12 protein-coding genes are annotated in these 14,819 nt (G+C 74.7%); 8 read left to right on the top strand and 4 right to left on the bottom strand.

The window, feature by feature from the left end; genetic code table 11:
- Positions 1–79 precede the first annotated feature (79 nt).
- A complete protein-coding gene (locus tag C8D89_RS23265; protein ID WP_116710519.1) occupies positions 80–490 on the top strand; it encodes a pyridoxamine 5'-phosphate oxidase family protein in 411 nt (136 codons plus the stop codon).
- Between the two features lie 637 nt (positions 491–1,127).
- On the opposite strand, the gene C8D89_RS23260 is transcribed toward C8D89_RS23265, so the two are convergent.
- The 4 genes from C8D89_RS23260 to C8D89_RS23245 all read right to left on the bottom strand — a co-directional run bounded on the left by C8D89_RS23260 (position 1,128) and on the right by C8D89_RS23245 (position 5,667).
- Positions 1,128–2,483 carry a DUF6777 domain-containing protein gene (locus tag C8D89_RS23260; protein ID WP_133252031.1) on the bottom strand — a complete coding sequence of 452 codons (1,356 nt, stop codon included), beginning with the start codon at positions 2,481–2,483 and terminating at the stop codon, positions 1,128–1,130.
- 173 nt (positions 2,484–2,656) lie between these two features.
- Entirely contained in the window at positions 2,657–3,292 is a 636-nt protein-coding gene (nadD, locus tag C8D89_RS23255; RefSeq protein ID WP_116710517.1) for a nicotinate-nucleotide adenylyltransferase, read from the bottom strand.
- A 28-nt stretch (positions 3,293–3,320) separates the two neighbouring features.
- Positions 3,321–4,784 (bottom strand): VWA domain-containing protein, encoded by a 1,464-nt coding sequence (locus tag C8D89_RS23250; protein ID WP_116710516.1) that lies wholly within the window; start codon positions 4,782–4,784, stop codon positions 3,321–3,323.
- A 1-nt stretch (position 4,785) separates the two neighbouring features.
- Positions 4,786–5,667: an AAA family ATPase gene (locus tag C8D89_RS23245; protein WP_243418323.1), complete on the bottom strand. Its 882-nt coding sequence runs from the start codon at positions 5,665–5,667 to the stop codon at positions 4,786–4,788.
- Positions 5,668–5,841: 174 nt separating this feature from the next.
- On the opposite strand from C8D89_RS23245, the gene C8D89_RS23240 reads away from it, so the two are divergent.
- The 7 genes from C8D89_RS23240 to C8D89_RS23205 all read left to right on the top strand — a co-directional run bounded on the left by C8D89_RS23240 (position 5,842) and on the right by C8D89_RS23205 (position 14,818).
- The gene (locus C8D89_RS23240; RefSeq protein WP_116710514.1) at positions 5,842–7,323 is read left to right on the top strand and encodes a hypothetical protein; all 1,482 of its coding nucleotides are present in this window, start codon (positions 5,842–5,844) and stop codon (positions 7,321–7,323) included.
- Positions 7,324–7,538: 215 nt separating this feature from the next.
- On the top strand, positions 7,539–7,982 hold the full coding sequence (locus tag C8D89_RS23230) for a BLUF domain-containing protein (RefSeq protein WP_116710512.1): 444 nt from the start codon (positions 7,539–7,541) through the stop codon (positions 7,980–7,982).
- A 35-nt stretch (positions 7,983–8,017) separates the two neighbouring features.
- Positions 8,018–10,186: a RecQ family ATP-dependent DNA helicase gene (locus C8D89_RS23225; RefSeq protein ID WP_116710511.1), complete on the top strand. Its 2,169-nt coding sequence runs from the start codon at positions 8,018–8,020 to the stop codon at positions 10,184–10,186.
- Between the two features lie 72 nt (positions 10,187–10,258).
- Positions 10,259–11,875 carry a glycan biosynthesis hexose transferase WsfD gene (wsfD, locus tag C8D89_RS23220; protein WP_116710510.1) on the top strand — a complete coding sequence of 539 codons (1,617 nt, stop codon included), beginning with the start codon at positions 10,259–10,261 and terminating at the stop codon, positions 11,873–11,875.
- Positions 11,876–12,001: 126 nt separating this feature from the next.
- Positions 12,002–12,334 (top strand): DUF3040 domain-containing protein, encoded by a 333-nt coding sequence (locus C8D89_RS23215; RefSeq protein ID WP_116710509.1) that lies wholly within the window; start codon positions 12,002–12,004, stop codon positions 12,332–12,334.
- 49 nt (positions 12,335–12,383) lie between these two features.
- A complete protein-coding gene (locus C8D89_RS23210) occupies positions 12,384–13,277 on the top strand; it encodes an MOSC domain-containing protein (RefSeq protein WP_116710508.1) in 894 nt (297 codons plus the stop codon).
- A 32-nt stretch (positions 13,278–13,309) separates the two neighbouring features.
- Entirely contained in the window at positions 13,310–14,818 is a 1,509-nt protein-coding gene (locus C8D89_RS23205) for an acyl-CoA synthetase (RefSeq protein WP_116710507.1), read from the top strand.
- The last annotated feature ends 1 nt before the right edge of the window (position 14,819 follow it).

The raw sequence follows: 14,819 nt of genomic DNA, 5'->3' as shown, positions 1-14,819 counted from the left end.
GGGCCCTCGATCGGGGCGGGACCACCGGCTCTACGGTGGAGGTCGACCACGAGCCCCGCACGAAGGACCACGACCACCGATGTCCGTCGCGCCCCAGCAGGTCGAGCGACTCCCGGACGACGTCGTCTCGCTGCTGCGCGGACCCAACCGGTGCTTCGTGGCGACCGTGATGCCGGACGGGTCGGCGGAGACCACCGAGACGTGGGTCGACACCGACGGCACGCACGTGGTGCTCAACGCGGTGGAGGGCCTGCCGCAGGTCCACAACGTCCGCCGCGACCCGCGGGTCTCGGTCGCCGTGGCCGAGGCCGGGCGGCCCGAGCACTACGTCGCCGTGCGCGGCCGGGTCGTCGAGGTCACCCCGGACGGCGCCGCCGAGCACCTCCAGGCCCTGGCGCGGCGCTACCTGGGCGGGCCCTGGCGAGGCGACCCCCGCCAACGGCGCCTCATCCTGCGCATCGCCCCGACCGCGGTGCACCGGCGGGGCTGACCCGCCCTCATCGGTGCACGGCGATGCCCTCGCTGCCGCCGGAGCGCGCGAGTCACTTGGCGAAGCAGTCGTCGGCGGGGCGGCCCAGTCGCACCACCCGTCGGCGCCCTCCGCCGACGACGCGGGCGTGGCCAGCACGTGACCCAGAAGTCGTCACCGGCGCAGACCGGCCGGTCGCCCGACCACAGCAGCCGCGCCTGCGGGTGGCGGGCCCGCAGCTGCTCGTGCTCGGCGAGGATCGCGGCGGCGTCCCACGCCTGCCCGCGGTCGACGATGCCCGGGCGCTTCACGAGCAGCGCGATCGCGCCGATCACGAGACCGCCGGGCCCGCGACGGGCGGGCGGGGGCGCGGGCCAGGGCGCGGGGATCGGCGGCACCGAGGGGTGGGGGTGCGGCGGCCACGGCGGCGCGGGCGGTCAGGGGGTCGAGGCGGACCGGCGATCGGGCCGTGATCGGCGGAAGTGCGCGTCGGCGTGCTCGCGGAGCCACTCGGCGCCCGTTTTCGGCGATCAGGCCCCGGGGCGGGTGCCGACGGCGGCGCGGCGGCGACCACGGCGAGCGGCACCACGCGCCGACGAGCCGCCGGCGGGCGGATCGAGGTCTTCCGCGCCGTCCGGCTCCGGGCGACGGTGCCGGCTCATCCCGATGCCTGGGTGAGCGTGCAGTCGGGGTTTCCGGTGGCGGTCCACGACGTGCCGTCGGCGTCGCTCGGCGCGAACCGGGTAGCGGGCGACCGGTCCGGGCTGAGCACGAGCCCGCCCGTGGAAACGGAGTACGACCCACCAGCCGGATTCCCCGAGTAGCTCCCTGCCCCATCGAGTACCAGTTCCGCGGGCAAGCCGCAGGCGTCGCTCGCCGTCCACGAACCCGCGAGGTCGGCGGTGGTCGGTGTGGCCGGCGTGCTCGACGGCGGCGTGGTCGTCGTGGTGGTGCCGGTGGTCGCGGCCACATCGGGCACCGCGACGGAGACGCCGGGCTCGCTCTCGGCCGGTGGCGGCGTCTCCGCGAGGCGCGGCGCGGCACCCCGCTGCGCGGACGGATTCCGGCCCTCGCGGGCCGTGTCCCCGGAGCTCTGCCCCGCCTCCTGCCCCGCCTCCTGCCCCGGACTCTGGTCCGAGTCCTCGTCCGCGTCCTGGTTGGTCGCGTCCTCGTTCGACTGGTCCGCGCCGCCGTCCGAGCCACCGCTCGACCCCTGGTCCGCGCCGTCACCCGAGCCACCGTCCGAGTCCTCGTCCGGCTCGTTCACCGGCGGCGGGAAGGTGACGGACACGTTGACGGTGACGTCGTCCCCGCCGTCGGTGCCCCCGGGGCGCCGGTGGCCGTGACCGGTGTGGACGTCGACGACGGTGTAGTCGTTCGTCACCGTCGTGGTCTGGTGGTCGATGACCGTCACCGAGCTCGAGGAGAACGACGTCCACTGCGGCCCGATGTAGGCGATCGAGCTGTACGACCGGGGCGCGGCCAGCGGGTTGCCGCAGGCACAGCGGATGACGGGATTGCCGTAGCGGTCGACGAGCACGGTGGTGCCGGCCTGCAGTACGGCGGGCCAGGCGTTCACCCGTCCGCCGACCCAGCCGTGGTTGGTGACGAAGGTGTCCGACCGCAGCACGACCGAGGTGAGCCCCTCGACGTACCGCGAGATCGTGGTGGTCGACGCGTCGCGCAGGCCGAGGACGGAGGCCCAGCCCGCCGCGCGGTCGGGATGCCGGGCGAGGGAACGGGTGAGCTGGCCGCGGTCGCACACGCCGCCGCTGCCGGCGCTGCCGTAGAGGCCGGGGCTCCTGCCGTCCCGGCGCCCGCCCGTGTTCGCGACCGGGCGGACGTCGGGGACGTCGGTACCGACAGCATCCATGAAGGGCGCGGTGCCCGTGGTGCCCACCGGCTCGAGCGCGACCCCGGTCGGCGCCCCCGTCTCGCGAGCGACGATCGCCCCGCCGAGCGCGGCGACGAGGAGCGCCAGCACCACGATCGCGATCATCGCGCTACGGGGCACGCGACGCGGTGGTGGCGCGACCTGAGCGAGGACGGGTGGCGGTGGCACGGACATCTCGAGATCGACTCCCCCGGTGGCCCGCCCCCGACGGGCGGCGTTCGAGTGGATCTCGGGAGACCGTCGCGCGCCGTTAGTCCAACGCTCAACCTGTCACTCGTTCGTGTGGCCCGTCGCTACTCGGAGACCACGTGCTCCGTCGGACCGAGCACCGCGCCCTGCTCGCGGTGGCGGTAGAGCCCGCGCTTGGCGATGTACTGCACGACGCCGTCGGGTACGAGGTACCAGACCGGCTCGCCCGCGGCGACGCGCTCGCGGCAGGCCGTCGACGAGATCGCCATGGCCGGCACCTCGAGCAGGCTGACCGCGCCGCGGGGCAGGTGGTCGCCGTCGAGCTCGAAGCCGGGCCGCGTGACCCCCACGAAGTGGGCGAGCCGGAACATCTCGTCGGCGCGGTGCCACGACAGGATCTGCTCGAGCGCGTCGGCGCCGGTGATGAAGAACAGCTCGTCGTAGGGGAAGATCGCCGCCAGGTCCTGCAGGGTGTCCACGGTGTACGTCGGACCGTCCCGGTCGACGTCGACGCGGCTGACGGTGAACCGGGGGTTGGACGCGGTGGCCACCACGGTCATGAGGTAGCGGTCCTCGGCCGCGCTGACCTCGTAGCCCGCCTTGCGGTAGGGCTGGCCGGTGGGCACGAAGACGACCTCGTCGAGGGCGAAGCGGACCTGGGCCTCGCTGGCCGCCACGAGGTGTCCGTGGTGAATGGGGTCGAAGGTGCCGCCCATGACCCCGATCCGGCGGCCGCTCATCCGTTCAGCCTAGATCGTCGGCGCACCCTCACACCGGCAACAGTCCCGACACCACGCCGGCGAGCTGGGCGGCCGTGCGGCACTCGTGCATCGGCACGACCTGGCCGTAGCGACGCGCGGCGGAGTCGCCGGTGCCCCACTGGGCCTGTGGCTCGGGGTTGAGCCAGTGGACGTGCCGCGCCTGCTCGGCGAGGTCGGCGAGCACCGCCAGGTTCGGGTCGCGGTAGTTGGTCCGGGCGTCGCCGAGCACGAGCAGCGAGGTCCGCGGGCCGACCACGTCCGGCCAGCCCGCACGGAAGCGACCCAGCGCCGACCCGTAGTCGCTGTGCCCGTCGAAGGCGACGAGCCCGGGCCGTGCGGTGATCTCGGACATCACCCCGGCGAGGTCCGCCCCCGGGCCGAACAGGTCGGTGACCTCCACGCACCCGTCGACGAAGCAGAAGATCCGGATGCGGGAGAACTGCTCGCGCAGGGCCTGGACCAGCATCATCGTGAAGTGGCTGAACCCCGCCACCGACCCCGAGACGTCGCAGAACAGCACCAGCTCGGGGCGTCCCGGCCGGGGCCGGCGGAACGCGGGGCGCATCGGGACCCCGCCGGTGGACATGGACCGGCGCAGGGTGCGCCGCAGGTCCATCGGCCCGCGGCGGGCACGACGGCGCCGGGCGGCCAGGCGCGAGGCGAGGTGCCGGGCCAGCGGGGCGACGCGGCGGCGCAGGTCGGCGAGCTGCTCGGCGTTCGCGGTGAGGAAGTCGACGCGGTCGCCCTGCCTGGGCACCCCGGTGCGCGCCGCCGCCTCGCGGCCGCGGATCTCGGCACCGCGCCGGCGGGTCTCGTCGGTGACCATCCGCCGGAACGACGCGATCCGCTCGCGCACCTCGCGGCGCGAGACCTCCTCGGCGAACGGGCTGTCCCACGCCGCGTCCGGCCCGCCGCGCAGGTCGGCGAGCACGCGGGCCAGCAGCGTCTCGGGGCGCACGGCGTTGAGGGCCTGGTAGGCCGACCAGCTCGACGGACGGCCGCCGTCACGACCACCGCCCTCGCCCCGGTCGCCGCCCCCGCCCTGCCCCTGTCCGCCCTGGCCCTGCCCGCGTCCCACGGCGCCGAGGCCGTCGACGATCGCGCGCGCGAGCTCGGCCATCGCGGCGGTGTCACCGTCACGCAGCAGGCCGGCGAGCAGATCGCGCAGCGCGTCGACGTCGACCGACCCGTCCTCGGCGTAGGGCAGCGCGACCTCGCCGAGGGCCGCGCCCTGCCCGAGCGGGAACCACAGGTCGAACAGCGCGTCGAACACCGCGCGCTGCCCCGAACGCCGCAGCATCGCGGCCGCCAGGCCCTCGCGCAGCTGCTCGCGGCGCAGCAGGTCCAGCTCGGCCATCACCGCCGCGGCGTCGACCGACTCTCCCGGTCCGACCGCGATGCCGGCCCGGCGGAGCGCGCCGACGAAGTCGACGAGGTGCGCCGGCAGGCCGCCGGTGGTCGGGGCGGACACGTCAGTTCAGTCGCAGCTCGGCGACCGCGCGCTCGGCGTCGGAGCGGTGCTTGAGCACGACACCGAGCGTGGCGCGCACGGTCGCGTCGTCGAGGGTGTCGAGACCGAGGGCGAGCAGCGTGCGGCCCCAGTCGATGGTCTCCGACACCGAGGGCGCCTTGCGGAGCTGGATGCCGCGCAGCACGCCGACGATGCGCACGAGCTCCTCGGCCAGCGCCTCGGGCAGCTGGGGCACGCGGGCGAGGACGATGCGCCGTTCCAGCTCGGGGTCGGGGAAGTCGAGGTGCAGGAACAGGCACCGGCGCTTGAGCGCCTCGGAGAGCTCGCGGGTGGCGTTGGAGGTCAGCAGCGTGAAGGGGCGCTGGTTGGCGGTGATCGTGCCCCACTCGGGCACGGTGACCTGGAAGTCGCCGAGCACCTCCAGCAGCAGGCCCTCGACCTCCACGTCGGCCTTGTCGGTCTCGTCGACGAGCAGCACGGTGGGGTCGGTCCGCCGGATCGCCGTGAGCAGCGGGCGCGGCAGCAGGAACTCCTCGGAGAACACGTCGTCGCGCGTCGCGTCCCACGACTCGTCCTGGCTGGCGGTGATCCGCAGCAGCTGCTTGGCGTGGTTCCACTCGTAGAGCGCGCGGGCCTCGTCGATGCCCTCGTAGCACTGCAGGCGCACGAGGCCGCTGCCCGTCGCGTCGGCCACGGCCCGCGCCAGCTCGGTCTTGCCCACACCGGCCGGGCCCTCGACCAGCAGCGGCTTCCCGAGCCGGTCGGCGAGGAAGACGGTGGTCGCCACCGCGGTGGACGCGAGGTAGCCGACGTCGGCGAGCCGGGTGGTGACGTCGTCGACGGAGTCGAACAACGCCTTCTGGTCGACCGGCTCGGTGCTCACGGGCCGCATCCTGCCCGGTGCGCGGGCACCTGTCCCGGCGATGTGGCCGCTTCGGCACCCGACCGGCGCCCCCCCCCGAGCTGGGGGAAGCGAACAAAATACTACGATCCGGGGAAGTTTGGGCAACGCGACGACGTGACATTCGTTGGAGTTCAGGTGAACGCTAAGCGAACGGTGTCGCCCCTGCGACTCCTCAGCGCCACGCTCGCGGCGGCGGTCGCGCTGCTGACCGTGCTGGCCCTCGTCGTCGCCCTCGTCCGCCCCGGCCCTCCGGGGTTGTGGGCCTACGTCGACGTCCTCGAGGCCTACAACCTCCCGACCTGGTTCGGCGCCGCGCTGCTGCTCGTCACCGCCGGCGCCCTGGTCGTCGCGGGCGCGGCCGCCCGCGCCGCCGGCGTGCGCGGGGCCTGGTGGTGGTACGCCGCGGCCGTCGGCCCGGCCGTGGCGTCGCTGTGCGTCGGGACGGGGCTGCACACCCGTGTCGACGGGCTCGCCCGGCAGGCGGTCGGCGAGAACGCCCTCACCACCGACTGGCTGCCGGCCGCCGTGGTGATCGGGCTGGTGCTCGCGGTGCCGTTCGGCGTGCTCGCGCGGTACGTCCCGCACGGGCGCCGGATGATCGCGGCCGTCGCGGTCTTCGCGGGGGGTGCGCTGGGCAGCGAGCTGCTGGTGCGCGCGCTCGGCGACGGTGGACGGGCCCTGGCCGTGGTCGCCGAGGGCGTCCAGCTCGCCGGCGCGGCCGGCCTGCTCCTGGTCGCCGTCACCGCCGTGCGGCTCGCCGGTGACGGGCCCGGGGTGCGCCTGGTCTCCACGACGCCGGCGGGCGCGGACCCCCTCGAGCCGGGCGAGCCCCGGCGCTGGCCGCTGTGGGCGGTCGCGATCGCGGTCACCGCGGGGCTCAGCGCCCTCAGCCTGGTCGCCAACCTCGCCTTCCCCGATCCCGGTCCGAAGCTGGCCCCCTGGATCGGCTACCTGGACGTCGACAACGAGGGCAACCTGCCCACCTGGTGGAGCGTCGGACTGCTCGTCTCGGCCGCCGTCGCACACCTCGTCACGGGCCTCACGGCACGCCGCGAGGGCGCGCCCGCGTCGACCGGGTGGTTCGTGGGGGCCTTCATCCTGCTGGGGATGTCGCTGGACGACATGACCACGATCCACGAGCGGGTCGGCGACATGGTGCGACCCGAGGGCGCCGGGGCGGCGGGCGCCGAGGGCGGCAACTTCTCCTTCTACTGGGTCGTCCCGGGCGCCGGGGTCGCCCTGCTCATCGCGATCGCGCTCGGTGCGCTGGCCCTCAAGCTGCGCGGCCGGCCCCGCTGGCTGCTGGTGGGCGGCCTGGGCGTGCTGTTCTTCTTCGCGCTCGGGGTGGAGGGCATCCAGGGCGCGCTCATCGCCGCGGGCGGCGGCGGGCAGACGCTCCAGGTGCTGGGCTACCACGTCGAGGAGCTGGGCGAGAACGCCGGCGCGCTCCTGCTGACCGCGGCCGCGACCGCCGCCCTCGCGGTGCGCCGCCGCGCGGGCGCCCTCGACGTCCGCTACGCCGGCCACGGGATCCCGGCCGAGGACCCGTCCCCGGTGGAGCCGGCGCCGGACACCCCCACCGAGGTCTTCGCGGCCGTCCCCGTCTCGGCGACCGCGCCCATCCGCCAGCGCTAGGCACCGCGCTCGCTCGCGGGCGGGACCCTCGGGTCGGCACGGCCCCCTCCTGCGGCCGGCTGGACCGCATCCGGCGACCCGGCCCGCGCCACGCCCGCGAGCGCCTCCGGAGCGCGGCCGAGCATGGTGTTCATGCGCGTGCACGCACTAGTTTCGTGGACCCTCGCGCGGCCGGCGGGCGGGTGCGCCAGGGCACTCAGCGTGGAGGTGGGCACATGTCCGACGCAGGCACCACGTTCCGGCTGATCTACAGCAGCCACAGCCGGATCCCCACGGCGGACCGGGAGACGGCGCTCGCCAGGATCTTCGACGTCTCCCGGGCGAACAACAAGAAGGCGGGCGTGACCGGCGCGCTGCTCATCACCGACCACTACTTCGTCCAGGCCCTCGAGGGCGACGAGGCGATCGTGACCGGCCTGTACGAGCGGATCAAGGACGACTCCAGGCACGACCAGGTGTCGCTCCTCGAGTCCGGCACCGTGGAGTCCCGGGCGTTCCCGCGGTGGTCGATGGCCCAGGTCTCGAAGAGCGGTCACGCCGACATCCCCCTCCACGACGTCGGCGGGCGCATCCACCCGGCCGCCCGCGCGACGCTGCGCGTCGACGAGATCGAGGTCCTCACGCGGATGAGGAACGTGATCGGGGCCGACACCGTCTGAGCCGGCCGGGTGCGTTGTCGGGCCCTTCGTCCACCATGGACCGCGTGACGACAGCGATCACCGACCTGCGCGCCGACGCCGAGGCCACGCTGCAGCGCCTCGCCGGCCCGGACGCCGTGCTGCGCGAGGATCAGTGGGCGGCGATCCACGCCCTGGTGGCCGAGGGCCGGCGGGCGCTGGTGGTGCAGCGCACGGGGTGGGGCAAGTCGGCGGTCTACTTCGTGGCCACCGCCCTGCTGCGTGCCCGCGGCAGGGGCCCGACGGTCATCGTGAGCCCGCTGCTCGCGCTCATGCGCAACCAGATCGAGGCGGCCGGACGGGCGGGCATCCACGCCGTCACCGTCAACTCCGCGAACACCGACGACTGGCAGGACGTCTACGGCCAGGTCCAGGCCGGCGCGGTCGACGTGCTGCTCGTCAGCCCGGAGCGGCTCAACAACCCCGAGTTCCGCGACCAGGTGCTCCCCGAGCTCTCGCGCACCGCGGGCATGCTCGTGGTCGACGAGGCGCACTGCATCTCGGACTGGGGGCACGACTTCCGTCCCGACTACCGGCGGCTGCGCACGTTGATCGCCGAACTGCCCTCGGGCGTCCCGGTGCTCGCCACGACCGCGACGGCCAACGACCGCGTGACGACGGACGTGGCCGACCAGCTGGGGGTGTCCCACAGCCGGGACGCGCAGCGCAGCGCAGCCGGACCCTGGGACCCCGCCGAGGCCCTGGTGCTGCGCGGCGAGCTCGACCGTGCCTCGCTGCGCCTGGGTGTTCTGCAGCTCGGCAAGGGCGCCGACCGTTTCGCGTGGCTCGCCCAGCACCTCGACGACCTCCCGGGCTCGGGCATCGTCTACACGCTCACGGTCTCCGCGGCCGACGAGCTCGCCGCGTTCCTGCGCGAGCGCGGCCACGCCGTCGCCGCGTACACGGGCAAGACCGACCCGGCCGACCGCGAGCGCGCCGAGGACGACCTGCTGGCCAACCGCGTCAAGGCCCTCGTCGCGACGAGCGCGCTGGGCATGGGGTTCGACAAACCCGACCTGGGCTTCGTCGTCCACCTCGGCGCACCGCAGTCGCCGGTCGCCTACTACCAGCAGATCGGGCGCGCCGGCCGCGGGGTCGAACGCGCGGAGGTCCTGCTCCTGCCCGGACCCGAGGACCGCGACATCTGGGCCTACTTCGCCTCCCTGGCCTTCCCCGCCGAGCCCCAGGTGCGTGTCGCCCTGAGCGTGCTCGGCGACGCCGGGCGCCCGATGTCCACCGCCGCGCTCGAGCCGCGGGTGGAGCTGTCCCGGGGCCGGCTCGAGATGATGCTCAAGGTCCTCGACACCGATGGCGCGGTGCGCCGGGTCAAGGGCGGCTGGGAGGCCACCGGCCGGCCCTGGGAGTACGACGGCGCGCGGTACACCGGCCTGGCCCGGGCCCGCCGCGCCGAGCAGCAGGCGATGCTCGACTACATCGCCACCGACGGCTGCCGCATGGAGTTCCTGCGCCGACAGCTCGACGACCCCGGGGCTGCGCCGTGCGGGCGCTGCGACAACTGCACGGGCCACCGCCACGACCCGACGGTGGGCGAGGACGTCCGGGTGCAGGCGCAGGAGACGCTCGACCGTCCGGGCGTCCCGATCGCGCCGCGCAAGCAGTGGCCCAGCGGCATGGACGCCCTCGACGTCCCGCTCAAGGGCAAGATCAGGCCCGAGGACGCCGCCGAGGAGGGCCGCGCGCTCGGCCGGCTCACCGACGTCGGCTGGGGTCCGCGCCTGCGCCCGCTGCTGCGCGCCGACGACCTCGTGCCCGACGCCGCGGTCGACGCCGCGGTCGAGGTGCTCAAGGGCTGGGACTGGGCGCAGCGCCCGGCCGGGGTGGTGTGGCTGCCGTCGCGGGCACGCCCGGTGCTGGTGGAGAGCTTCGCCCAGCGCATCGCGTCGATCGGCCGGCTGCCGCTGCTCGGTGCCCTCGCCGACTCCGCCCCGCCGCGCTACACCGACCCGGAGGACGACAGCGAGCCGGAGCCCCCGAACTCCGCCCAGCGCCTCGCCGAGGTGTACCGGCGCCTGTCCGTCCCGCCCGGCATCGACCCGCGCAGCGGCCCGGTGCTGCTCGTCGACGACGTCGCCGACTCGGGCTGGACGCTCACCGTGGCCGCGGCGCTCCTGCGTCGCGCCGGCGCGCCCGCCGTCCTGCCGCTGGTGCTGGCCACCACGGGCTGAGAGAGGCCTCTGGCATCCTGCTGCGCAGGTGGGGGGCCGATCGGGGCGTCCTCTGCCGACCCAGGGGGGACGATGACGGTCGGGACGACGGTGCCGGGGAGCGTCCTCGGTACACCCGGTCCCATCCCCGACGGGCCCGCCGGTCGACCCCGGATCCGCCGCCTGCTGCTCCCCCTCGTCGCCGCCCTGCTCGTGGGCGCGGCGCTCGTCCTGCGCCTCGGCCTCGTGGGCGGCGACGCGATCGGTGCCGCCGACAACGGCGACGGGATCCGTCTGTACTGCGTCGCCCAGCTCGCCCCCGACGCGACGGACGGTGTCGCCTCGGGCCACGGTGTCACCGTCACCGAGTTCCGCACCGGCGGTCCCGCCTGCCCGCGGGAGGCCCCGACGACGTCGGCGGGCCTGATCCTGCAGGCCACCGTCGCCGTCGCACCGCTGCTGGACCGCACGCCCCCCGCACCCGACGGCTCGCTGCGCTTCTCCCTCGAGTGGCTGGCCGCCGTCTACGTCACGCTCCTCGCCCTCGGTGCCGGGCTGGCGGCCGCGGCGAGCACCTCCGGCACCCGGCGTCGGCGCCGCGTCGCGGCGAGCGTCCTCGCCGTCGTGGGGCCGCCCCTGGCCCCGCTGCTCGTCGTGCCGTGGTGGTCCCGGTTCCTGGTCTCGACCTTCAGCGAGGCCGCCGGCCTGGTCGGCGCCGTGTGGCTCGCGTGGGGCCTGCTCGTGGTGGCCGTGACCCGCCCGACCCATCGGGGCGCCCGCGCGACCGGGCTCGCCCTGATCGCCGTCGGCGGCCTCGTCGCCGTGACCGCCAAGCCCGGCTACCTGCCCCTGGGCGTCGTCGTGGCGCTCGCGTGCCCGCTCGTCGCCGTGGGCGTCGGGTGGCGGCGGCGCCTGCCGGGGGTCGTCGCCGCCGTGGCCGTCGTCGTCCTGGCCGCTGCGCCGGTGCTGTCGTCGATGCGTGCCCAGGAGGCGGCCTACGACGTCGTGAACGCCCACAACCTCGCCTTCACCGCGGTGCTGCCCGAGTCCGGGCCGGCCGCGACCGCCGGGCTGGGGCTGGCGCCGGGCGCGTGGCGGCACGCCGGCGAGCACTTCTACTTCGAGGGCGGCCGCACCGTGCCCCGGTGGACCGAGACCGTGGCCGCCCGCCCCGACGACCTGCGGGCCGACGCCTACGCGTGGGTGATCGCGCACCCCCGGGTGCTGGCGCGGATGGTGCACCGCGGGCTCGTGGCGACGCTGCGTCCCCAGATCCCCTACCTCGCCCAGGAGACCTCCGGGCCCGGCACCACGAGCGGGGAGATCCGCCGGGAGCCCGTGCCCGAGGGGTCCCAGACGATGGGCCCGATGTTCGTCTACCTCGACGGGCTGTCGGGACGCTGGGTGCCCCCCGCCGTCCTCGCGATGGCGGTCCTCGCCGCCCTCCTCACCGTCGTGCTGCCGCGGCGCACGCGGGGGTCGCCGGACCTGCGCACGGCGGTCGGCCTGGCACGCACGGCGGGTCTGCTCGCGCTCACCGCGCTCGGGGTCGTCGTGCTCGCCGTCCTCGGCGACGGTTACTGCGAGCTCGCCAAGCACGTCTGGCTGGGTTCCTACGTCCTCGTCGTCGCCGGCACCGTGCTGGCAGCGGCCGCGGTGATCGCCGGCCTCCGCGTGGCGCGGAGCCGGCGCCCGGCCGACGGCCGATGAGGACCGACCCAGCTGCTCCACGATCCCCTCTCAGCGTCCGTTCAGCTCCGTCGGCGAGGGTGGAATCGCCGGGAATGTCCGTTCCCGGCGTTCCCTGCGCCCTCCCGCCGACGAGAGGACCCGGGCATGGCGACGTCCCGCTTCCCCGAGCCCCAGGAACCGCGGCCGCTGTCGGACCACGAGCAGCGGGCGCTGTCCGACCTGGAGCGGCGCCTCTCCGACGACGACCCCGCGCTGAGCCTGAGCATGCGCCGCCGCCGGTCGTGGTTCGGGTCGCTCTCCTCCCGCGCCTTCAACGCGATCATCCAGGTCGTGGTGGTCCTGGTCGTGCTCCTCGTCGTGCTGCCGTCACCCTGGGCGGCCACGCTGATCGCGCTGGTCGTCATGGTCGTCCCCACCGCGCTGCTGGCGTACGACATGCGGCGCGAGAAGCGGAAGCGCGACACCCCGGGGACCTGACCGAGCGGTCGGTTCCCGGCGGGGGTCGCGGGGTGGTAAGCCGTGCGGTGTGACGATCGCCGCCCTGTACCGCTACCCCGTCAAGTCGATGCTCGGGGAGTCCCTGAGCCGCGCCGTCCTCGATGAACGGGGGGTCGTGGGCGACCGCGCCTACGCCGTGCTCGACGTCGAGACCGGCATCGTCGCCAGCGCCAAGGTGCCCAAGCGCTGGGCGACGCTGCTGGAGTTCTCGGCCGCCTACACCGGGGAGCCGGTGCCCGGCGAGGCCGCCCCGCCGGTCGTCATCACGTTCCCCGACGGGTCGACCCGACGCAGCGACGATCCCGACCTCGACCAGGCGCTGACCGACGTGCTGGGCCGGGAGGTCCGGCTCGTCACCACACCGCCCGACGGCCCCAAGTTCGAGGAGCTCTGGGTCGACATCGAGGGTGTCGAACGCGCCGACCTGGCCCCGGAGAAGCTCATCGAGGCCACCACCTCGCGTCAGGAGGACACCGGCGAGGCGATCAGCAGCTTCGACGTCGCCGCCTTCGCCCCGCCCGGGCGGTTCTACGACCTCGCGGCCATGCACGTGATCACCGAGTCGACGCTGCAGCGCCTGCGGGAGCTGGCGCCCGAGAGCGATTTCGACGCCCGCCGCTACCGCCCGAACGTGGTGCTCGCCGACACCGACCCCGGGTTCGTCGAGAACGACTGGCCGGGCCGCGAGATGGCCCTGGGTGACGGCGTCCGGCTGACCTACACCTTCCAGACCATGCGCTGCGTCATGACGACGATGGCGCAGGAGGACCTCCCCGAGGACCGCAACACCCTGCGCACGGTCGCGAAGAACAACCGCATCCAGATCACACACGACGTGGTCGGCGGGATGTGGGCCTGCGCCGGCGTGTACGCCGACGTCAGCGCGGGCGGCGAGGTCGCCGTCGGCGACGCCCACGTCTGACACGCCGCCCGCGCACCCGAGGAAGGACACCCGTGGACCCCCGCTCGAGCACGGTCGACGGGGTGCTGGCGCGTAGCGCCCGCCGCACCCCCGACCGCGTCGCCCTGCACTTCGCCGACCGCACCTGGACCTACCGAGCGCTCGACGACGCGGTCACCCGCGCCGCGGGGTACCTCGGCGAGCTCGGTGTCGGCGCCGGCGACCGCGTCGCCACCTACGGGCGCAACTCCGACGCCTACCTGCTCGCCTTCCTCGGGTGCGCCCGGCTCGGCGCGATCCACGTGCCGATCAACTACGCGCTCACCGGCGAGGAGCTCGGCTACCTCCTCGAGCAGTCCGGCAGCCGCCTGCTGCTGATCGACCCGGCTCTGGCCGCCCCCGTCGACGCGCTGCCCCAGCAACCGAAACAGGTCGTGCCGTTGCGCGACGCGCCGGGTTCGCTGCTCGAGCGGGCCAGCAGCGGCGACGTGCCCGAGCTGACCGCCACCGTCACCGACTCCGACCTCGTCCAGCTGCTCTACACGTCCGGGACGACGTCACGCCCCAAGGGCGCGATGATGACCCACCGCGCGCTGGTCCACGAGTACGTCTCGTGCGTGCACGCCCTGGAGCTGGGCGCCGACGACGACCCGCTGCACCCCATGCCGCTGTACCACTCGGCGCAGATGCACGTCTTCCTCATGCCCTACCTCATGGTCGGCGCGATCAACCACCTCATGGAGGCGCCCGACGTCACCGAGATCCTCCGGCGCGTCGAGGCCGACCGCATCGGGGCACTCTTCCTCGCCCCGACGGTGTGGGTGCCGCTGGCCAACCACGCCGAGTTCGTCACCCGCGACCTGTCGAGCCTGCGCAAGGCGTTCTACGGCGCGTCGATCATGCCGGGACCGATCCTCGCGCGGCTGCGCGAGCACATGCCCGGCCTGCGGGTCTACAACTGCTTCGGCCAGTCCGAGATCGCGCCGCTGGCCACCGTGCTGCGCCCCGAGGAGCACGACGAGCGCCCCGAGTCGTGCGGGCGCCCGGTGCTGTTCGTCGAGCTGCGGGTGGTCGACGACCACGGGGAGGACGTCGAGCCCGGCGGCACCGGCGAGGTCGTCTATCGCTCGCCGCAGCTCTGCGAGGGCTACTGGGACAAGCCCGACGAGACCGCCGAGGCGTTCCGCGACGGCTGGTTCCACTCGGGCGACCTCGTCCGGATCGACGATCAGGGCTACATCACCGTCGTCGACCGGATCAAGGACGTGATCAACACCGGCGGGGTCCTCGTCGCCTCCCGCGAGGTCGAGGACGCGCTCTACACCCACGGGGCCGTGGCCGAGGCCGCGGTGATCGGCGTGCCCGACGAGCGCTGGATCGAGGCGGTGGCGGCGTTCGTGGTGCTCAAGGCGGACGTGCCGACGGACGAGCTGATCGCCCACGCGCGGGCCCACCTCGCCGGGTTCAAGACGCCCAAGCAGATCCACGTCGTCGACGAGCTGCCCCGCAACCAGTCGGGCAAGCTGCTCAAGCGCGTCCTGCGCGACCAGGTGCCGTCCTGAG

It is taken from the genome of Actinomycetospora cinnamomea (assembly GCF_003096675.1).
In the GTDB taxonomy this organism is placed as follows: Bacteria; Actinomycetota; Actinomycetes; order Mycobacteriales; family Pseudonocardiaceae; genus Actinomycetospora; species Actinomycetospora cinnamomea.
Note: the sequence above shows the minus strand (reverse complement) of the source record. Positions and strands in the feature narration are given on the sequence as shown.